This is a genomic window from Paenibacillus sp. MB22_1, assembly GCF_047200555.1.
GTDB classification, from domain to species: domain Bacteria; phylum Bacillota; class Bacilli; order Paenibacillales; family Paenibacillaceae; genus Fontibacillus; species Fontibacillus phoenicis.
In genome coordinates this window covers 1,034,436-1,049,969 of record NZ_JBLADV010000002.1, presented here as the reverse complement: position 1 = coordinate 1,049,969, position 15,534 = coordinate 1,034,436, and the positions used below count along the sequence as shown (strand labels likewise).

The 15,534-nt window shown below is 55.2% G+C and carries 18 protein-coding genes and 1 pseudogene; 9 read left to right on the top strand and 10 right to left on the bottom strand.

The features are described from left to right. Positions 1–285: 285 nt before the first annotated feature. Positions 286–960, bottom strand: a complete 675-nt coding sequence (locus ACL02P_RS16685) for a hypothetical protein (protein WP_036644286.1) — start codon at positions 958–960, stop codon at positions 286–288. A gap of 490 nt (positions 961–1,450) precedes the next feature. Between ACL02P_RS16685 and ACL02P_RS16680 the strand changes: the two genes are divergently transcribed. Genes ACL02P_RS16680 through ACL02P_RS16660 form a run of 5 tightly spaced genes read left to right on the top strand, consistent with a single transcriptional unit; the run spans position 1,451 to position 4,680 of the window. Continuing rightward, positions 1,451–1,654 carry a hypothetical protein gene (locus ACL02P_RS16680; RefSeq protein WP_036644144.1) on the top strand — a complete coding sequence of 68 codons (204 nt, stop codon included), beginning with the start codon at positions 1,451–1,453 and terminating at the stop codon, positions 1,652–1,654. Positions 1,655–1,685: 31 nt separating this feature from the next. After that, positions 1,686–2,450 (top strand): hypothetical protein, encoded by a 765-nt coding sequence (locus ACL02P_RS16675; protein WP_412837743.1) that lies wholly within the window; start codon positions 1,686–1,688, stop codon positions 2,448–2,450. Then, positions 2,447–3,649, top strand: a complete 1,203-nt coding sequence (locus ACL02P_RS16670) for a glutathionylspermidine synthase family protein (protein ID WP_412837742.1) — start codon at positions 2,447–2,449, stop codon at positions 3,647–3,649. Before ACL02P_RS16675 ends, ACL02P_RS16670 begins: the two co-directional genes overlap by 4 nt. Beyond that, a complete protein-coding gene (locus ACL02P_RS16665) occupies positions 3,650–4,291 on the top strand; it encodes a signal peptide protein (RefSeq protein ID WP_323078123.1) in 642 nt (213 codons plus the stop codon). It begins immediately after the preceding gene. Continuing rightward, a complete protein-coding gene (locus tag ACL02P_RS16660) occupies positions 4,288–4,680 on the top strand; it encodes a DUF350 domain-containing protein (protein ID WP_412837741.1) in 393 nt (130 codons plus the stop codon). The genes ACL02P_RS16665 and ACL02P_RS16660 overlap by 4 nt, the downstream gene beginning before the upstream one ends. 15 nt (positions 4,681–4,695) lie before the next feature. Here ACL02P_RS16660 and ACL02P_RS16655 read toward each other — a convergent pair. The 3 genes and pseudogenes from ACL02P_RS16655 to ACL02P_RS16645 all read right to left on the bottom strand — a co-directional run. Then, positions 4,696–5,709 (bottom strand): annotated as a pseudogene (locus ACL02P_RS16655) (MFS transporter); the annotation flags it as partial. Between the two features lie 221 nt (positions 5,710–5,930). Continuing rightward, entirely contained in the window at positions 5,931–6,113 is a 183-nt protein-coding gene (locus ACL02P_RS16650; protein ID WP_036644291.1) for a hypothetical protein, read from the bottom strand. A 61-nt stretch (positions 6,114–6,174) separates the two neighbouring features. Then, positions 6,175–6,636: a MarR family winged helix-turn-helix transcriptional regulator gene (locus ACL02P_RS16645; protein ID WP_009223547.1), complete on the bottom strand. Its 462-nt coding sequence runs from the start codon at positions 6,634–6,636 to the stop codon at positions 6,175–6,177. A 163-nt stretch (positions 6,637–6,799) separates the two neighbouring features. Here ACL02P_RS16645 and ACL02P_RS16640 point away from each other — a divergent pair, with 163 nt between their 5' ends. Next, positions 6,800–7,282: a glutathione peroxidase gene (locus ACL02P_RS16640; RefSeq protein ID WP_009223548.1), complete on the top strand. Its 483-nt coding sequence runs from the start codon at positions 6,800–6,802 to the stop codon at positions 7,280–7,282. 176 nt (positions 7,283–7,458) lie between these two features. Further along, a complete protein-coding gene (locus tag ACL02P_RS16635; protein ID WP_323078120.1) occupies positions 7,459–8,145 on the top strand; it encodes a hypothetical protein in 687 nt (228 codons plus the stop codon). A gap of 378 nt (positions 8,146–8,523) precedes the next feature. Here ACL02P_RS16635 and phnE (ACL02P_RS16630) read toward each other — a convergent pair whose 3' ends face one another. The 4 genes from phnE (ACL02P_RS16630) to ACL02P_RS16615 form a co-directional block, all read right to left on the bottom strand. Beyond that, positions 8,524–9,336 (bottom strand): phosphonate ABC transporter, permease protein PhnE, encoded by an 813-nt coding sequence (gene phnE, locus ACL02P_RS16630; RefSeq protein ID WP_412837740.1) that lies wholly within the window; start codon positions 9,334–9,336, stop codon positions 8,524–8,526. Then, positions 9,333–10,286 (bottom strand): phosphonate ABC transporter, permease protein PhnE, encoded by a 954-nt coding sequence (phnE, locus tag ACL02P_RS16625; protein WP_412837739.1) that lies wholly within the window; start codon positions 10,284–10,286, stop codon positions 9,333–9,335. Before phnE (ACL02P_RS16625) ends, phnE (ACL02P_RS16630) begins: the two co-directional genes overlap by 4 nt. Beyond that, positions 10,286–11,086 (bottom strand): phosphonate ABC transporter ATP-binding protein, encoded by an 801-nt coding sequence (phnC, locus tag ACL02P_RS16620; RefSeq protein ID WP_412837738.1) that lies wholly within the window; start codon positions 11,084–11,086, stop codon positions 10,286–10,288. The genes phnE (ACL02P_RS16625) and phnC overlap by 1 nt, the downstream gene beginning before the upstream one ends. 111 nt (positions 11,087–11,197) lie before the next feature. After that, on the bottom strand, positions 11,198–12,214 hold the full coding sequence (locus tag ACL02P_RS16615; RefSeq protein ID WP_339300629.1) for a phosphate/phosphite/phosphonate ABC transporter substrate-binding protein: 1,017 nt from the start codon (positions 12,212–12,214) through the stop codon (positions 11,198–11,200). Between the two features lie 181 nt (positions 12,215–12,395). Here ACL02P_RS16615 and ACL02P_RS16610 point away from each other — a divergent pair, with 181 nt between their 5' ends. Together ACL02P_RS16610 and ACL02P_RS16605 are read left to right on the top strand one after the other, a co-directional pair. Further along, positions 12,396–14,075: a bifunctional metallophosphatase/5'-nucleotidase gene (locus tag ACL02P_RS16610; protein WP_412838256.1), complete on the top strand. Its 1,680-nt coding sequence runs from the start codon at positions 12,396–12,398 to the stop codon at positions 14,073–14,075. A 20-nt stretch (positions 14,076–14,095) separates the two neighbouring features. Next, positions 14,096–14,239, top strand: coding sequence for a hypothetical protein (locus ACL02P_RS16605; RefSeq protein ID WP_323078115.1), 144 nt, complete (start codon positions 14,096–14,098; stop codon positions 14,237–14,239). Positions 14,240–14,300: 61 nt separating this feature from the next. On the opposite strand, the gene ACL02P_RS16600 is transcribed toward ACL02P_RS16605, so the two are convergent. Continuing rightward, positions 14,301–14,900 carry a YkoP family protein gene (locus ACL02P_RS16600; RefSeq protein WP_339300626.1) on the bottom strand — a complete coding sequence of 200 codons (600 nt, stop codon included), beginning with the start codon at positions 14,898–14,900 and terminating at the stop codon, positions 14,301–14,303. Positions 14,901–14,951: 51 nt separating this feature from the next. After that, the gene (locus tag ACL02P_RS16595) at positions 14,952–15,488 is read right to left on the bottom strand and encodes a phosphatase PAP2 family protein (RefSeq protein WP_009223557.1); all 537 of its coding nucleotides are present in this window, start codon (positions 15,486–15,488) and stop codon (positions 14,952–14,954) included. Positions 15,489–15,534: the final 46 nt, after the last annotated feature.

Here is a 15,534-nt window from a genome sequence, read left to right as displayed (position 1 = left end):
ACAAATTACATGTAAAACCCACCGTTATTTTCGGCATATTTGCCCCATATCGCGGTTTTTGGCTAAATTAACAGCAGGATTTACCGCTAATTGTGACAAAACCCCGCGATCCGCCTAAATTAACAGTAGCTTTTACCGTTAATTCATTTAGCCCCATCCCCCCGTCCACTTTATCCCGCCACATTACCTCCTAATCACTCACTAATCACTCACTAATAACTTTTTAGCCACCCCCTCACTGCCCCTCATTCCGGTCATCCCACCGTTCCACTACAGCACCCTCCATCACAAATAGTTCACCACCCCACGCACCAGCTCATATTTGACGATGCGTTCCCCCTTTCCGCGGTAAACCGGTCTCATCCATCCTTTAGCAGTAACTTTCTGCAGCATTTGAACCGCCGTTTTATGGTTTAACTCGAAATGACGTTCGACATCCACCGGACGAATTGGTCGTGCGAGCTGCACGGCAAGCCGGATGAGCTCCTTTTCCGCCAGCAAACCGCGCGTCACGGGGATATGTTCCGGGTGGTATCGGCTGAGCACCATGCGCAGCAGGTTGATGCAGAGCTCCGGGCGTTGCTCAACGTCGTCGTACGCGAAGGAGATCACCTGGTAGCCCATGGCGTGCAAGAACGTTTCGCGGTTAAGTTCGTGGCAGTATTTTTGCCGGTCCATGTCGCGGACGTGTGTAGCGTAGCCCTTAATCTCAAATAGCAGCTTTAACTCTCCGTTCCCCGGCAACCAGGCGAAGTCGGCAAAGTACGATCGCCCCCGCCAATCGCTGACCTCGTATTCCGGATGAAGGTCTTCAAAGTTGCTGCGCAGCGGCCACCATACATTCCGCAGGAACAATGCTTCCGCATGGGCATGTCCACGTTCGAGCCTGCCTCGGCGTTCCCCGGATCTCCGGGCCAAATGATACTCCAGAAATGCCGTGTACTTTTCCTCAAAACTCATAGAACTCATCAGCCAATCGCCTCCTCCAATAAAAAACGCCCCGCATTAGCCCTTGCAGTTTGATCCTTAATCGCCAGGCGCGCCATCAACCTAAAGGTCATGGTGCCAGCCCTTGAATTTGGTTCAAACTTGAGCTATACGGGACGTGCTTCGTCTTAGCTTCAGTATAGTGCCGGCAGATGGTTCCGTCCAGCGTGGGAGTACGTTAGGGATATGACCCACAGATTAATGGTGCTCGCGCCCACCCATTTTAACATTGCATTTCTCCAGTAACGGACGTAAGCTAACGGAAGGGTTTTCCAACTGAGAATTTCAACTGTTGCTTAGCGGGTTGTTTACGGTCACCTGGCGCCGAACCTTAGAGCTGAACAAGTCCACTCCCTGGTTCATTCCCACCTTCTCCCTGCATAAAGGATGAAACGAAGCGGGAATGTGCGCGTAACAATATTTAGTGTGTATAACGAAAGGGTGAACTGCATTGGAGAACGGCATGAGTGTGAAGTTGTACGAAAAATTGCCGGACGGCGAGCTGCGGGAGCTGGAAGAGCGCGTCTGGAACGCTAATATGGTCGCTGCGTTGGAGCATGTCAACTATTTGGTCGTCGGCAACCGGGAGTTTGAAACGGTGGAAGGTCGGCTGAATGTCGACGAGGGCAAGCTGGAGCTGCTGCTCGTTCCGGTTGTGCACGAATAAGCTGAGTTTTTTTCGTAGGAGGGAATGGGTCTTGGCAAAAGAAGAGGAAGCCACACGAACGGAAATCACTGCCGCACAAGAGACAACGGCGAAGGAGCCGTTCGCATCCAAATTTCTGACCCCGGAAGGGAAGCCGATCCGCGTCTTGTCCACCTCGCTTGGCATCGCGCTGTTGGCGAACGCGTTTCTGATTCCGGGGGCCGGGGCTACGGCTGCGGGGAGCGATACGTCGGCCGACGAACCGAAGCTCGTTGCCTGGTCGACGGAGGAAGTAAAGCAATATTTCGACAAAAATGTAGACTGGAACATCCCGCTTCCGGCGGAGGAAGATGAAGAGGCATCTGGGGAGACCTCGGGGGGCGGCAGCGCGGACGGCGCAAACGCCTCAAACGGCTCCGGAGGCACCACCGTCATCAATCATTACGGCGGGGGATTCGGTTGGGACGATATGCTGCTGTATCACCTGCTGTTTAACAGCGGGTCCAGCTATTCGTCCAGCCGCTGGTATGACAACCACCGCGGTTATTATGCCGGAACGTCGACGCCGTACAAGCCGAAAACGTACTCCAGCGAGACGTTCCAAAATAAACAGATGGCTGGCTCCGTCGTTCGTCCGAAGACTTCGACCTCGTCGACCGGCTCCATCGTCCGGCGCTCGACCTCCTCGAAGGCGGGCGGCATCGGCGGGAAATCCAGCTCGCTGGGCTCGTCGTCGAGTTCCTCGTCCGGCTCTTCCAAGAGCTCGATTTCCGGTTCGAGATCCAGCGGTACCAGCAAGGGGTTCTTCGGCGGATGACGGACGGGAACAACATTTTCGAAGTCGTGGGCCGGCCGCATCCTGACCGGAGCGAGCGGGTGGCGAAGCTGGCCGAGCTGGGGTTTACCTGGGCGGATCTCGAGGAAGAGGAGTATTGGATCGATCAGCTGGTGTTGATGCCAAAGGAGACCTATGCGGAGCTCGAGCAGGCCGCCGCTGCGCTGTGGCGCATTCTCGACAAAGCCGCACGCTACGTCCATCGCCGGCCGGATCTGTATGAGCTGATCGGGATTCCGCCGATTCTGTGGACGATGCTTGATGAGCTGCCGATCCCGGAGCCGGGATTGATTAGCCGTTACGCGCGGTTTGATTTTGCCGTGGCCAACGACGGCACGATCAAGCTGCTGGAGCTGAACGCGGATACGCCGACCGGTTACGTCGAAGCCTCGATCGCCACCCCGTGGCTGATGGAGCAGGCAGGATACGACTCGCCAAATGCGCGGATGAAAGACCTGGTCGCGGAAGCCTGGGCCATCGAGCGGCCGGATACCGTGGCTTGCGTCGATTACGGCTGGCATCTGGAGGATTCCGGAACGATTGAAGCGTTGGGACGGCACAGCGGACTGGATTTGCACTATGAGGATTGCCTGGAGCTGTGGATTGACGAAGGCAACCTGAAAAATAAGGACGGTCGTACCATTGAGCGCATGTTCGCGTTGTACCCGAAAGAATGGATGGCGGTGGACGATGCCGGCGAGGCGCTCAGCTACGCGATTGAAACCGGTCGCCTGACCATCTTCAACGGGCCGCACAGCATTTTGCTGCAATCCAAAGGCTTGCTTGCCGCCGTCTGGGGGCTTTACGAGCTGGGCTTGCTGTTTGATGCGGAGGAACGCCAGGCGATAGCAAAGTACATGCTGCCGACCTACAACAAGCCAGTCTTCGCCGGCGGCTTCGTATCCAAGTCGATGTTTGGGCGTGAAGGCGGTTCTGTCCGCTTGTTTGATGAGGAGGGCCGGCTGGAGCTGGAGGATCAGGAGGGCTTTGACAGCAGCGTCTTGTTCCCTACGGTGTATCAAAAAAGAGCCGAGCTGGCGCGAATCGATACCGTCTTCGGCGAGCGCCATTTGCTGACCGGTCTGTTCGTCCTGAACGGGACGCCTTGCGGCTTGTTGGGGCGGGCCGGCGGACCGATTACGGGCAATACCAGTCATTTTATCGCGTTAGGAGTGAAATAGATGCATAGTTCGAAGCAGCCTTGGGCGCGGCGTTTCCTCGTTACGTTGATGCTGGTGTTGTCGGTGGGCTTACTTGGAGCCTGCGGGGATACGACCAGCGTCTTCTCTACCGAGAGCGGCTCGGAGTCGGAGTTAACGACCGCTCGCGTACCTTGGGATTATAAAATCGTGGAAGCGACGGTCGGCGATCTGGTGGGCAGTGATATGACGATTTTGCCCGATAACGATCTGCTGCCGAATGACAACAATTACGCCACTGGGGATAAAATTTGGATCCTGCAGTTTATGGACGCCGAGTTGACCACGGACGCAAACCAGAAAAACGAAGTGCGCTTATCCTCCTGGACGACGCTGAAGTCTTATCCGGATCAGGCGTCTGCCGAGAAAGACCTGACCGAGCTGAAGGTATCGGTTACGACCGACGTCGACCTAGTTGGCGTGTACAAAACGGAATATCAAGGCAAAACACGGTGCTTCGCCGTGTTGGAGCTGCCAACCGGGAACCGGATCAAGCAGCCGATCGACGAAGAGCGGTATGCGGCATTAGAGAACGCGAAGACGGTGTCGGTTGTGCTGGAGGAAGTGCATGATTTTGCCGATTATGATTTGGCGTTTGCGAAATTTCGGGGGTGGGCGAATTGACGATCGTTATCAATATTGTGGTTAGTGTCGTCGTGATGATTTTGCTGCAATTGCTGGGGATGGTGGTCTTCAATTGGATGACCCCGTACCGTGACATGGAGGAGTTGAAAAAAGGCAATGTCGCCGTAGCCCTGGCGCTGGGCGGCAAATTCCTGGGCACGGCGATCATTTTGGGGGTGTCCGCCTTTACGAACACTTTCATACTACATATGGTCCTGTGGTTTGCCGTAGGTTATGTGTGCCTTGTGGCGTCGTACTGGATTTTTGAACTGGTAACCCCAGGATTTAAGATTTCCGATCAGCTGAAGCAGGGGAACGTTGCGGTAGGCACCTTGCTGTGCTTGGTGTTTATCGGCATGGCGTTTGCCGTGAGCAGCCTAATTATCTGAAGCAGGGGACAAAGTCCCGTCCGTGATCCAGCCGATCAGATAGTTGCCGATGACATTGCCCACCACCATCAGTGTAACGATGAAGGTAATGGTTGAATCGCTGGAAGAGCGATACTTCTTGGCGATCAACGCCATGACGGTCGGATAGATCGGGGCGATACCGATGCCGGCCGCTGCGAACAGGAAAGCTCCGGGTTCGCCAGCCCAGATGGCAACAAAATCAAGGAGAGCGTAAACCCGATCTTATCGGTAACCGGTCCCACCGCCAGCCGCGCGAACGTAAAGCAAAGGAAAAAAGCGGACAGCATCCCGGATGCGATTGTGGTGTTCCAGTGATATGCTCTTTCCAAAAAAATTAACCAGCCAGCCGCCTACCGCCAGCTCCGACACTACGCCAAACGAAAGCACCAGCACGATCAACCAGATCGCCGGATCGTGCATCAGCTGTGTGAACGGAACCCGCTCGCCGCCCTGTTCTTCTTCGCCGGGGAACCGGCTTAGCAGCGTTGGGATCATCGGGATCACCGAGAGGGACAGCATGATTAAGTACATGCCGCTCCAATCAAGTGTATGCCCGCCAATCGAGACGGTCATCAGCCCCGAGGCGATCAACGGTGCTACCGTTGAACTCAGCCCGTAGAAGAAGTGGGCGAGGTTCATCATCGTACCGGTGTTGCCGACAAAAATGCGGGCGGCCAAGATAGCGAGCGCGATCTCGAGCATCCCGTTGCCGATGTACATCAGGAAATAGGAGCCCGATAACGCCGGGAAGCTGCGTGATGCAAAGATGAGGATCCCAGCCGCGGCCATGGAACCAAAGGCGAGCATCGTCACCGTTTTGGCGCCCCATTTGCGTGTTAAATAAGCCGTGAAGGAGCAAGCCAGCAGATACCCCAGCGAGTTGAGCGACAAGAGCGTGCCAATCTGCATCTCGTCGAGGCCGAAGTCGGTTTGGATGCGCGGGATCGCGGGTCCTTTAATATTTTCCGAGAAGCCAAAGATCAAGAAACCGATAAAGACCGTTAACAGTTGGAATACATAATTTCGTTTGGAAGAAGCGGCGCGGGGGTTGGCGTCGGCGGAAGCGGCCGGTGTTTTCTCCGCATCGAGCTGTGTTTGCGCTTTCAAGGGGAAGCCCTTCTGATGTCAGGCAAATCGTAACACACTTTTGGGCTTCGATCTATCCCCGGCCCCCAAAACACCCGCCTACCACACGCTTGTTCAGCGGCGTAAACGGGTGCTTTACCATCTTAATGGTTAATATCGCATTTGTTCATGATAAACTTGATTTGGTTTTCGAGCCGGTTGATTTTCTCCTGCGTCTCCTGATCGGCGTGGCCCAAGCCTCGCATCTCGGCAAGTTCTTGCTTCAACCGGTGCAGGTCCTCGCCTGCGTTGGCGCAGTTATAGTCACTCTCGAGATTTTCGAGCATGCTGATCTCCTCCATTGGTTACTCCGTGATTCTTTCCTATTATGGAGGGTTTAGGTTGGGCTTATTCAGATTGTTCGGGTTGAACGGAGCCGCCGCCAATTTTGCGGAGAAACTCGTTGATGTGTCGGTGCATGGAAATGACGTCCTCCACCTCGGCATGGGTGCCTTCAAACAGCCGCATCGGTACGGTGCAGGCTTTGTCCTTCAAGGCTTTGCCCTCATCGGTTAACGCGATGATGACGTTGCGTTCGTCGGATTTGTCGCGCGTCCGGGTGACCAGGTTCATGTGCTCCAGCTTTTTGAGCAGCGGAGTTAAGGTGCCCGAGTCAAGGTATAGCATCGAACCCAGCTCCTTCACCGTGATCCCGTCCCGCTCCCACAACGCGAGCAACGTAATGTATTGCGTATAGGTCAAGCCGAGTTCCGACAGCAAAGGCCGGTACAGCTTCATAATCTCCCGGGAGCAAGTGTAAAAAGCAAAGCAAAGCTGATTCTCCAGCTTCAACATTTCGTCTGTATTCATCCATATCCACCTGCCATTTAATTGCATACAATGTAATTGCTGTTGAGCCATTATAGCATTGCTTCTTCTTTTACGTAAAGAGAAGAGGTCGAAATTGACACGCGCATATAGATTGTATACAATTAAATTACACTTAATTAAATTGGTGATGGAGGTGTCATGGATGTCATTATTCGATATTGAAGTCAAAACAATTCAAGGCCAAGTGCAAACGCTGGAGCCTTATCGCGGCCAAGTGATGCTGATTGTGAATACGGCGACCAAATGCGGGTTTGCTCCGCAATTTAAAGGGCTGCAGAAGCTGCACGATACGTACAAGGACCAAGGCTTCACGGTGTTAGGTTTTCCTTCAAGCCAGTTCGCCAACCAGGAGCTCGGGACAGATGAAGAGGTGGCACAGGCTTGCGAGCTGAATTTCGGCGTGTCGTTCCCGTTATTTTCGAAAATCGATGTGAATGGAAAGAACGCTCATCCGCTGTTCAAGCATTTGACCAAGGAAGCCCCGGGCTTGCTGGGCTCCAAGTCGATCAAATGGAACTTTACGAAGTTCCTTGTGGATCGGGACGGCAAGGTCGTTAAGCGTTTCGCACCAACAGATGAACCTGAGAGCATCGAGGGGCAGATTCGCGAGCTGCTTGGGGTTTAAGTCAACGTGGCGCAGCGCGGAAACGACCGAGATCCTATTGCGTAACTTTTTCTCCTGTGTCACACTAGTATCAATAGAGCAACTTACGTGAGGCAAAGCCTGCCCCGTTTCCTTTCTAAGATGGAGAGGAGCGGGGCTTTTTATTTTTTACTATGGATATGTAGGGAGGGTTTCAAATGGGATTCGAAGCGGAACATGATACCTGGCTGCAAGAGCATATGAAACGAAGAACGGGGGAGCGCCTGGATGCACTTCGGCGAGGGCATGGTTATGGGAATCGGTTGTTCGTCGAGCGGATTTGGTGGCCGCTGGTGGGACACTTTGACGGATTGCATCCCGAATACGAGGTGAAGGATTGGCGGGGGAGATCCTACTTTGCAGATTTTATGTGGGAGGTTGGAACTGCACGGGTCGTGTTTGAAATTATGGATTACGGCTCTCATGGCACGGATCGAACGAAATATCGGATGGATTTGAACAGGGGGCTGTTTTTGCAGTCCCAAGGCTTTCAGATCTACTACATTGCATTGGATGAGATGAAGGAGAACCCTGCGTTTATCCTCTCCTCCTTGCGGAGTATTCTGGCACCGTATTTATCTGTCGTTCAGGGGGGATCCCTGGATGTGACGCCGCGGGCCTACACTAAGATTGAAAGGGAGCTCATGCGTGCCGCCATTCGCCATCATCGGGTCATTCGCCCAACCGAGGTGGCGCGAGAACTGGAGCTGCACACGTTGACAGTCATTAAGTACTGCCGAATCCTCGTGGAAAAAGGGAAGTTCCGCGCCATAGCCAAAGGGAGCTCCGGACGCGTCACTTCATATGAGTATGTGGGTTCGTTGCTGAGCCCGGATTTGGTGTGAGTGGCGGGGTGGCGCTGATTTGGGGAAATGTATTCGAAAAATCATATACATTTGGGCCTCAGTGGATGGAAATGGCCCAATATATATGAAAAATCATATATATTAGGCCGAATTGAGAGCGAAGTGGTGAAATGTATTCGAAATTTCATATAGAATGAGCGATTTGGCGGGGATTCGAGGAAATGTATTCGAAAAATCATATAGAATGAGGGCCAGATCCAGCATCAGTTCAGAGACGGCGTCAGCACCAGAGCGGAACAAGAGCTGCACCAGAGCGACACCAGAACCCACGCCAAGGCCAGGTCCATACCAAGACCTAGTTCAAGCTTAGGGCAAGACAAAGTATACTGGCCGGGGATGGCTGCTGATGATTTAGGGCTAGACCAGCTTCTTCCGCAGGTAACCGGACATCCAGTCCACGAGAGTGATCATCGCGATGATTCCGAGCAGGATGATGCCAACGCGCTCCCAATCCCGCGAGCTCAGGGCGAAGATCAGCGGGGTGCCGATGCCGCCGGCACCGATGACGCCAAGGATCGTCGCGGAGCGCAGGTTGATCTCGAACCGGTACAGCGTGTAGGACAGGAATCCCGGCAGCACTTGGGGGAGCACAGCAAACCACAGGATTTGCTGGCGGTTCGCCCCGGCTGCGATCAACGCTTCGGCGGGACCGTGATCCATGTTCTCGATTTCGTCGGCGAACAGCTTGCCGAGCATGCCGACCGAGTGCAGCCCAAGCGCCAGCACACCAGCAAAAGCGTTAGGTCCCACCGCTTTGATGAACAGCAGCGCCATCACGATTTCCGGGAAGGTGCGGACAAAGCTGAGCAGCATTTTGCCTGAGCCGGATACGAAACGCGACTTGCCCCGATTGGCCGCCGCCCAGAAGGCGAACGGCAGGCAGACCAGTGTGGAAACGAACGTGCCCAGGATCGAGATGGTTAGGGTCTCCAGCAGGCCGCGCAGCAGATCCTCCCCGTCCGGCAAATAGACGTAATCCCAATCTGGCGAGAACAAGCCCGAGAGGATCGACTTTGTAATTTGGCCGGCCGTTTGTTTGATTCCGTCAAATGGGATTCCAGCAAAAGCCCATACATAGAGAAGAAGGAGCAGGATATAGATCAGCCAGCGGTAACGGTTCTTTTTGGGCTTCGGCACTTTGTGCTGCCAAGTCGTTGTGTTTGTCGTCATAATAATTTCTCCCGCAGTTTAGTGCTTGCATAATCGATCAACAGGACGACCGCGAGCGTAAACAAGATGATCATGCACGTCTTGTCATACTCCAGGAAACCTAAAGTGACTTCGTAATAATGTCCGATCCCGCCGGCCCCAACCAGACCCAGCACCGCCGCGGCGCGAATGTTAATTTCGAACGTGTACAACACGTAAGAAATAAAATGGGCCTGAATCTGCGGCACAACGCCAAAGGCGATCCGCTGGACGGGCGTGGCCCCGACGGCCGTCATCGCTTCCAGCGGCCCGCGGTCAATCGTCTCCAGCGCTTCGTATGTCAGTTTGGCGATCAGGCCAAACGAGAAGACGGTCAGCGCCATGATGCCGGGAAGCGGGCCGAGCCCAAAGATGGCGACGAAAATGGCCGCCAGCAGCAGGTCTGGAATCGTCCGCACGAGGTTCAGTAAGAAGCGGACGGGCTGGTAGATCCAAGCGCTGCGGCTGAGGTTAGAGGCGCAGAGCAGCGCCACCGGTACGGCGAGGATCGCGCCAGACGTCGTGCCGATCAGCGCCATGCGGATCGTCTCTAGCATCGCCGGAACGATATTGTCGAAGTAGCTCCACTTCGGCGGGAACATCTCCCGCAGCAGATCCAGCATGTTCGGCGAGCCCTGGATCAGCTTGCCCCACGAGGCGTCGGTGTCCACAGCGCTGCCCCACAGCAGGAGCAGAATGATCACAGCGGTCAAATAATGCCTCAGCTTGCTGGGGGCCTGGGGCCAATTCTGATTAAAGCCGGCTTGGCCGGACGGGTTAGTGCTTAGACTGGCGTTAATGTTAGCGTTGGTGTAGGCGTTAGTATTGGTCTTAGTGTCGGCGCTCGTACTGACATGGGCATCAGCGCTAGGAGCAATATTTGCTCCAGCTTTGGCCTTCGTATCGGTGCTTGGACGTGGATTCGTGTGCATCAAGCCTGCGCCTCCAGCACTTGCGGCCCCGGGAGTCGGCTGGCCAACAGCTCTTCCCGGTCGATCGCGCGGCCGTAAATTTCCGCGAACCGCTCGTCCGTCGCCTCCGACACAGGTCCGTCGAAGACAACCTGGCCCGCGCGGAGCCCGATAATGCGCGTGGCATAGCTGCGCGCCAAGTTGATAAAATGCAGGTTAACGACCGTCGTTATGCCAAGCTCGACGTTAATGCGCTTCAAATCATCCATGACCTGCTTGGTCGTCAAGGGATCCAGGGACGCCACGGGCTCGTCGGCGAGGATGATTTTGGCCTCCTGCGCCAATACGCGGGCGATCGCCACCCGCTGCTGCTGTCCGCCGGAGAGCTGGTCGGCCCGGACGTAGGCTTTTTCCACGATGTTCACGCGCTCCAGCGCCTGAAAAGCTAACTCCACATCCGCCTCCGGAAAACGGCCAAACAGGGTGCGCAGCGTGGAATGGTAGCCGACCCGGCCAGCCAGCACGTTGCGCAACACGGAGGAGCGCTTTACGAGATTGAAGCTTTGGAAGATCATGCCGATGTCGCGGCGAATCATCCGCAGCGACTTGCCGGCGGCTTGCGTGATCGACTTGCCGTCGATGAGGATATCGCCTTCCGAAATGTCGTGCAGCCGGTTGATGGACCGCAGCAGCGTCGATTTGCCGGCACCGGACAAGCCCACGATGGCTACGAATTCGCCGGGCTCGATTTTTAGGTTGATTTGATCCAGACCTTTGGTGCCGTTCGGATACGTTTTTGTTACATTGCGCAGTTCTATCACGTTTGGGCTCCTTTTTCACAAAAAATAATCTGGAAAAACGCACAGCCAGCCGGGAGCATACAGTGCTCCGACTGGCTTGCAGGGGCTATTCGTCAAATTTCGTACAATTGCCTATTCCGTTTTCACTTTCTCGTTATACTCGCGGACGATGTCGAACACGCTGTCGTTGGAATCGACATAGCCTTCATGCGTGTAGATATCCGCGATGATTTGGTGCCCTTCCGGATCTTTGCCGATCTCGATAAAGGCATCCTTCAGCTTTTGCGCCCATTCGGCGCTCATGTCGGAACGGACGGAGATCGTATCGTTTGGAATCGGCTCCGTGTACGTCAGCACGCGAGTGTCTTCGAACACGGTTGGATAATCCTTCACGACCGTGTTCCGGGCATCCTGGAAGATCGCCGCAGCATCGACATCGCCGTTCAGGACCGCGATAACGCCTTGGTCATGGCCTTTCACCGTGATCGGCTCCACGTCGGACAGCGGATCCAAGCCAGCTTCTTGGAGCTTGGCGGCCGGCCAGACATAACCGGCGGAAGACGTTACGTTTTGGTAGGCGATTTTTTTGCCTTTCAGGTCGGCCACGGACTGGATGTCGGAATCTTTCTTGACGATAATCATCGCTTTGTAGAAATCTACCAGTTCATCCGTTGGTGCACCGGTCTCATCTTGTACCCCGAAACGCTGTGCTTGCAAAATGACCTCGGCGGCACCTTTTTCTTTGGCCAGCACGTAAGCCGTGGGAGGCAGGAAGCCGACATCCACTTGCTTGGAAGCCATCGCTTCAATGATCGTATTGTAGTCAGTCGACACGCTGACTTTAACCGGAACGCCCAGACGGTCGGACAGCAGCTTCTCGAGCGGCTTCGCTTTAGCTTCCAGCGTATCAGCGTTTTGCGAAGGCACAAATTGGACGGTCAGCGTTTCAGGAACGTAGCCAGTATCTGCGGACGTGTCAGCCGCATTCGTGGATGCGTTGGATCCGGCATTGGAAGACGCAGCATTCGATTGACCGGATTCGGCCGATGCATTTCCGCTAGTGTTCGCCGGAGCGTTGCTTGCACAAGCGCTCAGGATCACGGAGATTGTCAAAAATAAAGGCAAAACAAACTTACCCATCTTCTTCAAGCGTATGACCTCCACTATTCTCATTTTTAGGTTCGTGACTACTATAAAAAAGATTTATTAACCTGCCGTCAGCGGAATGGTGGAAGTATGTAAAAATTCCATTTTTTCAGGAGTTTACAAAACTCGCGATCTTCGTTGCTAGAATGAGGAGTGCAATGAATTGGAATCCGAGGTGAAGGTGATGGAACAACATACGGAACGTGGTGCTGGTGCGATCTCATCGAGGCAGGAGGAAGTTCTCTGTAAAATCCTGGTCACCAGCGACATCCACGGCTTTATTTATCCAACAGATTACCGTACGACGGAGGAACGGCCGCTGGGTCTGGCCAAGCTGGCTACGCTCATTCGGCGCGAGCGCGCCCATACGCCCGGCTTGCTGCTGATCGATAACGGGGATGCCATTCAGGGGACGCCGCTGTGCACGTTTCACGTCAAAAATCACCCCCACGACGTTCATCCGTCCATCACGGTGATGAACCTGTTGGGGTATGACGCCGCGGTACCAGGGAACCACGAGTTCAATTACGGGCAAGAGTTGCTAGGGAAGGCGATAAAGGATGCCCGATTTCCGTGGTTGTCGGCGGGGATATTGGATGAGGGGTCGGGAGAACCGGCGTTTGGTAAGCCCTACGTGATAAAGACCACCCAGGAGGGCGTGCGAATCGCCATCTTGGGTGTCACAACCCACTATATCCCGCATTGGGAGCACCCCCGGCACATCCCGGGTTGGACGTTTCAGGATGCACTCGAGACGGTGAAAGCCTGGGTTCCCCGCATCCGGGAAGCGGAGCAACCGGATTTGCTGGTGGTCAGCTATCACGGCGGGTTCGAGCGGGATTTGGCGACGGGAGCGCCAACGGAACGGTTAACCGGAGAAAATCAGGGCTACGCGATGTGCCTCGAAGTGCCGGGCATCGACGTGTTGATCACGGGCCATCAGCATCGGATGATCGCGGGCGAAGTCGGCGGGGTCACGGTGCTCCAGCCGGGGACAGGCGGACAAGCGTTGGGGCAAATCACCGTCCGCTTCAAGCGCGGGGCTGACGGACGCTGGATCGTCCGCGAGAAAACGGCGGAGCTGCTCGTTCCGGATGCCGCCGTGGAGGCGGATGCAGAGGTGCTGGAGCTGGTGCGGCCGCTGGAATCGGCTACGCAGGCTTGGCTCGACCAGCCGATCGGCCGGGTGGAGGGGGATATGACGATCGAAAGCCCGCTCGCCTGCCGCTTGGCGGATCATCCGTTTATGGAGTTTGTTAACCGGGTTCAGATGGAGGCAGCTGGAGTAGACGTCTCCAATGCAGCGTTGCTGAGCGAGGCATCCAAAGGGTTTGCCGGCAGCATCACGTTGCGGGACGTGCTGACGAACTTCATGTACCCGAACACGTTAACCGTCCTGCGTTTGACCGGGAAGGATATCCGGGAGGCGCTGGAGCAGACGGCGAACTATTTTGTTATGGGTGAGGATGGCGAAATCGCGGTGAATCCGGCATACTCTCGGCCGAAGGCGCAGCATTACAATTACGACATGTGGGAGGGCATTGAATACGAGCTTGACATCACCCGGCCTGTAGGGCAACGGGTCGTGAAGCTGACCCGGAACGGAGCGCCGCTGCAAGACGACACCGTGGTTGACGTCGTGATGAACAATTACCGCGCCAGTGGGGGCGGCGATTACGAGATGTACCGAGGCAAGCCGGTGATTCGCGAGATCCAGACCGACATGGCGGAGCTGGTGGCGGAGTACATTCAGCTGCACGGTACGATTTATGCGTCATGTGATGGGAACTGGAGAGTGATTAAGGGATCGTCTACCGGAGCTGGCGAAACGGCATTTCGCCCACGCCCACTTCCGCTCCCGTGAGGCAGGCGGTCATTACGGAAATGAAGCAGCTGGAACGGGCCGCTGCCCTTGCGGGAGTGGCTCTGCAGGCCCTCATCAACCCCATCGTTGAGGTGGGAGCGGGTTGGGGAACATTGGCCTTGGCCCTAGCGAAGGCGAATCCGAATTGGAGATGGATTATTTAACGGAGCAAGGACTTGCCGGATCCATCGATTAGCCTGAAAAACCGTACCTCTCTGCCGTGCCTTACATCACCTTCTCCATCCCCAATTGCCCAAATTTCCGGAACAGTGACGCGCGGCTCATCACCAGCTTCACCGGAATCAGCTTGTCCGCATGGCCGGTGATCCGTTTGCGATGGCTCGGATGAAAGACGGTGAGCAGCAACCGCAGATAGGTGGTCGTCAATGTCCGGAAGGCCCCCTGTTCAACGTGGTGCGTTTCGAAGCCCAACCCATGCGTGATGCCCCGATGCAGCAACGTAATCCCTTGCAGCGCCTTCACCTGACTAAGCTGCGGGTTTCTTTGCATTTCGACGCAGATTTGCGACATCGCGTTTTTTGCAAGCCGGGCGACCTTCAAGGCGACCCGGTTCGCCTCATTGGATTGCAGCATGGCGAGGATTTGGCGGTTATCCAAATGCAGCTCCCCAATCCAATCCCCATCCTGAATCCACGTCCCGTCCTCGCATTGCATGCTTTTGCCGCGGTATTGGGTGACAAACATTTTGCAGATGCCGAACTCTCCGGCGTACTTGGAGCGCAGTCGGCTAAACAGCTCAAATACCCGCTCCCAGCCCATCCAAACCGTTTGGACGGATTGCTTCATGATCGTTTTCACTTGCATGGAATGTCCTCACTTTCTTTTTTAAATCGTGAAGTGCTTAGATGTCTGCATCTAGACCAGCCCGGCGCTTAAAACAACGAGGAGGGCAGTCATGGCTCCAAGTAAGCCGCCCGCCAGCACATCGGAGGGGTAATGGACGCCAAGGTAAATTCGCGACAGGCCAACGATAAAAGCAAGCGGCAGAAGCAGTTGCGCCAGACCCGGAGCCGCGTATAGGAGCGGGATAAACGTCGAAAAAGCGGCCGTTGTGTGCCCGGATGGGAACGAGTAGTCCTTGAGCGGGTGGATGGAGATCCTTGCATTCTGCAACGCTTCGTATGGGCGCGTACGCTGGAATCGCTTCTTAATCACTACCGCAAGCAGATGGCTAACGGTTAGAGCGATCAGGCTGTGCCATCCTGCCCGTTGCCATGAACCCGTGGTGAAGAGGACCACAGAAAGGGTTAAAGCGATCGTAAACGCAGCACTCCCCAGATGAGTAAGTCCTTTCAGAATCCGATCCAGCCACGGGTGACTCAGCGAATGATTGCACCACCGAAACAGCCGGTTATCGTACTCGCGCAGCCGAAGATAATAGCGATGTTTCATACCAACCCCTCCAATCCCTGAAAAAGAACACGTTCTACACGCCCCA

What these genes read in the sequence shown, in the direction of transcription:
- ACL02P_RS16685 (WP_036644286.1), bottom strand. Translation starts at nt 960, where the DNA reads ATGAGTTTTGAGGAAAAGTACACGGCATTTCTGGAGTATCATTTGGCC.
- ACL02P_RS16680 (WP_036644144.1), top strand. Translation starts at nt 1,451, where the DNA reads ATGAGTGTGAAGTTGTACGAAAAATTGCCGGACGGCGAGCTGCGGGAG.
- ACL02P_RS16670 (WP_412837742.1), top strand. Translation starts at nt 2,447, where the DNA reads ATGACGGACGGGAACAACATTTTCGAAGTCGTGGGCCGGCCGCATCCT.
- ACL02P_RS16665 (WP_323078123.1), top strand. Translation starts at nt 3,650, where the DNA reads ATGCATAGTTCGAAGCAGCCTTGGGCGCGGCGTTTCCTCGTTACGTTG.
- ACL02P_RS16650 (WP_036644291.1), bottom strand. Translation starts at nt 6,113, where the DNA reads ATGCTCGAAAATCTCGAGAGTGACTATAACTGCGCCAACGCAGGCGAG.
- ACL02P_RS16645 (WP_009223547.1), bottom strand. Translation starts at nt 6,636, where the DNA reads ATGAATACAGACGAAATGTTGAAGCTGGAGAATCAGCTTTGCTTTGCT.
- ACL02P_RS16640 (WP_009223548.1), top strand. Translation starts at nt 6,800, where the DNA reads ATGTCATTATTCGATATTGAAGTCAAAACAATTCAAGGCCAAGTGCAA.
- ACL02P_RS16635 (WP_323078120.1), top strand. Translation starts at nt 7,459, where the DNA reads ATGGGATTCGAAGCGGAACATGATACCTGGCTGCAAGAGCATATGAAA.
- phnE (WP_412837740.1), bottom strand. Translation starts at nt 9,336, where the DNA reads ATGACGACAAACACAACGACTTGGCAGCACAAAGTGCCGAAGCCCAAA.
- phnE (WP_412837739.1), bottom strand. Translation starts at nt 10,286, where the DNA reads ATGCACACGAATCCACGTCCAAGCACCGATACGAAGGCCAAAGCTGGA.
- ACL02P_RS16610 (WP_412838256.1), top strand. Translation starts at nt 12,396, where the DNA reads ATGGAACAACATACGGAACGTGGTGCTGGTGCGATCTCATCGAGGCAG.
- ACL02P_RS16605 (WP_323078115.1), top strand. Translation starts at nt 14,096, where the DNA reads ATGAAGCAGCTGGAACGGGCCGCTGCCCTTGCGGGAGTGGCTCTGCAG.
- ACL02P_RS16600 (WP_339300626.1), bottom strand. Translation starts at nt 14,900, where the DNA reads ATGCAAGTGAAAACGATCATGAAGCAATCCGTCCAAACGGTTTGGATG.
- ACL02P_RS16595 (WP_009223557.1), bottom strand. Translation starts at nt 15,488, where the DNA reads ATGAAACATCGCTATTATCTTCGGCTGCGCGAGTACGATAACCGGCTG.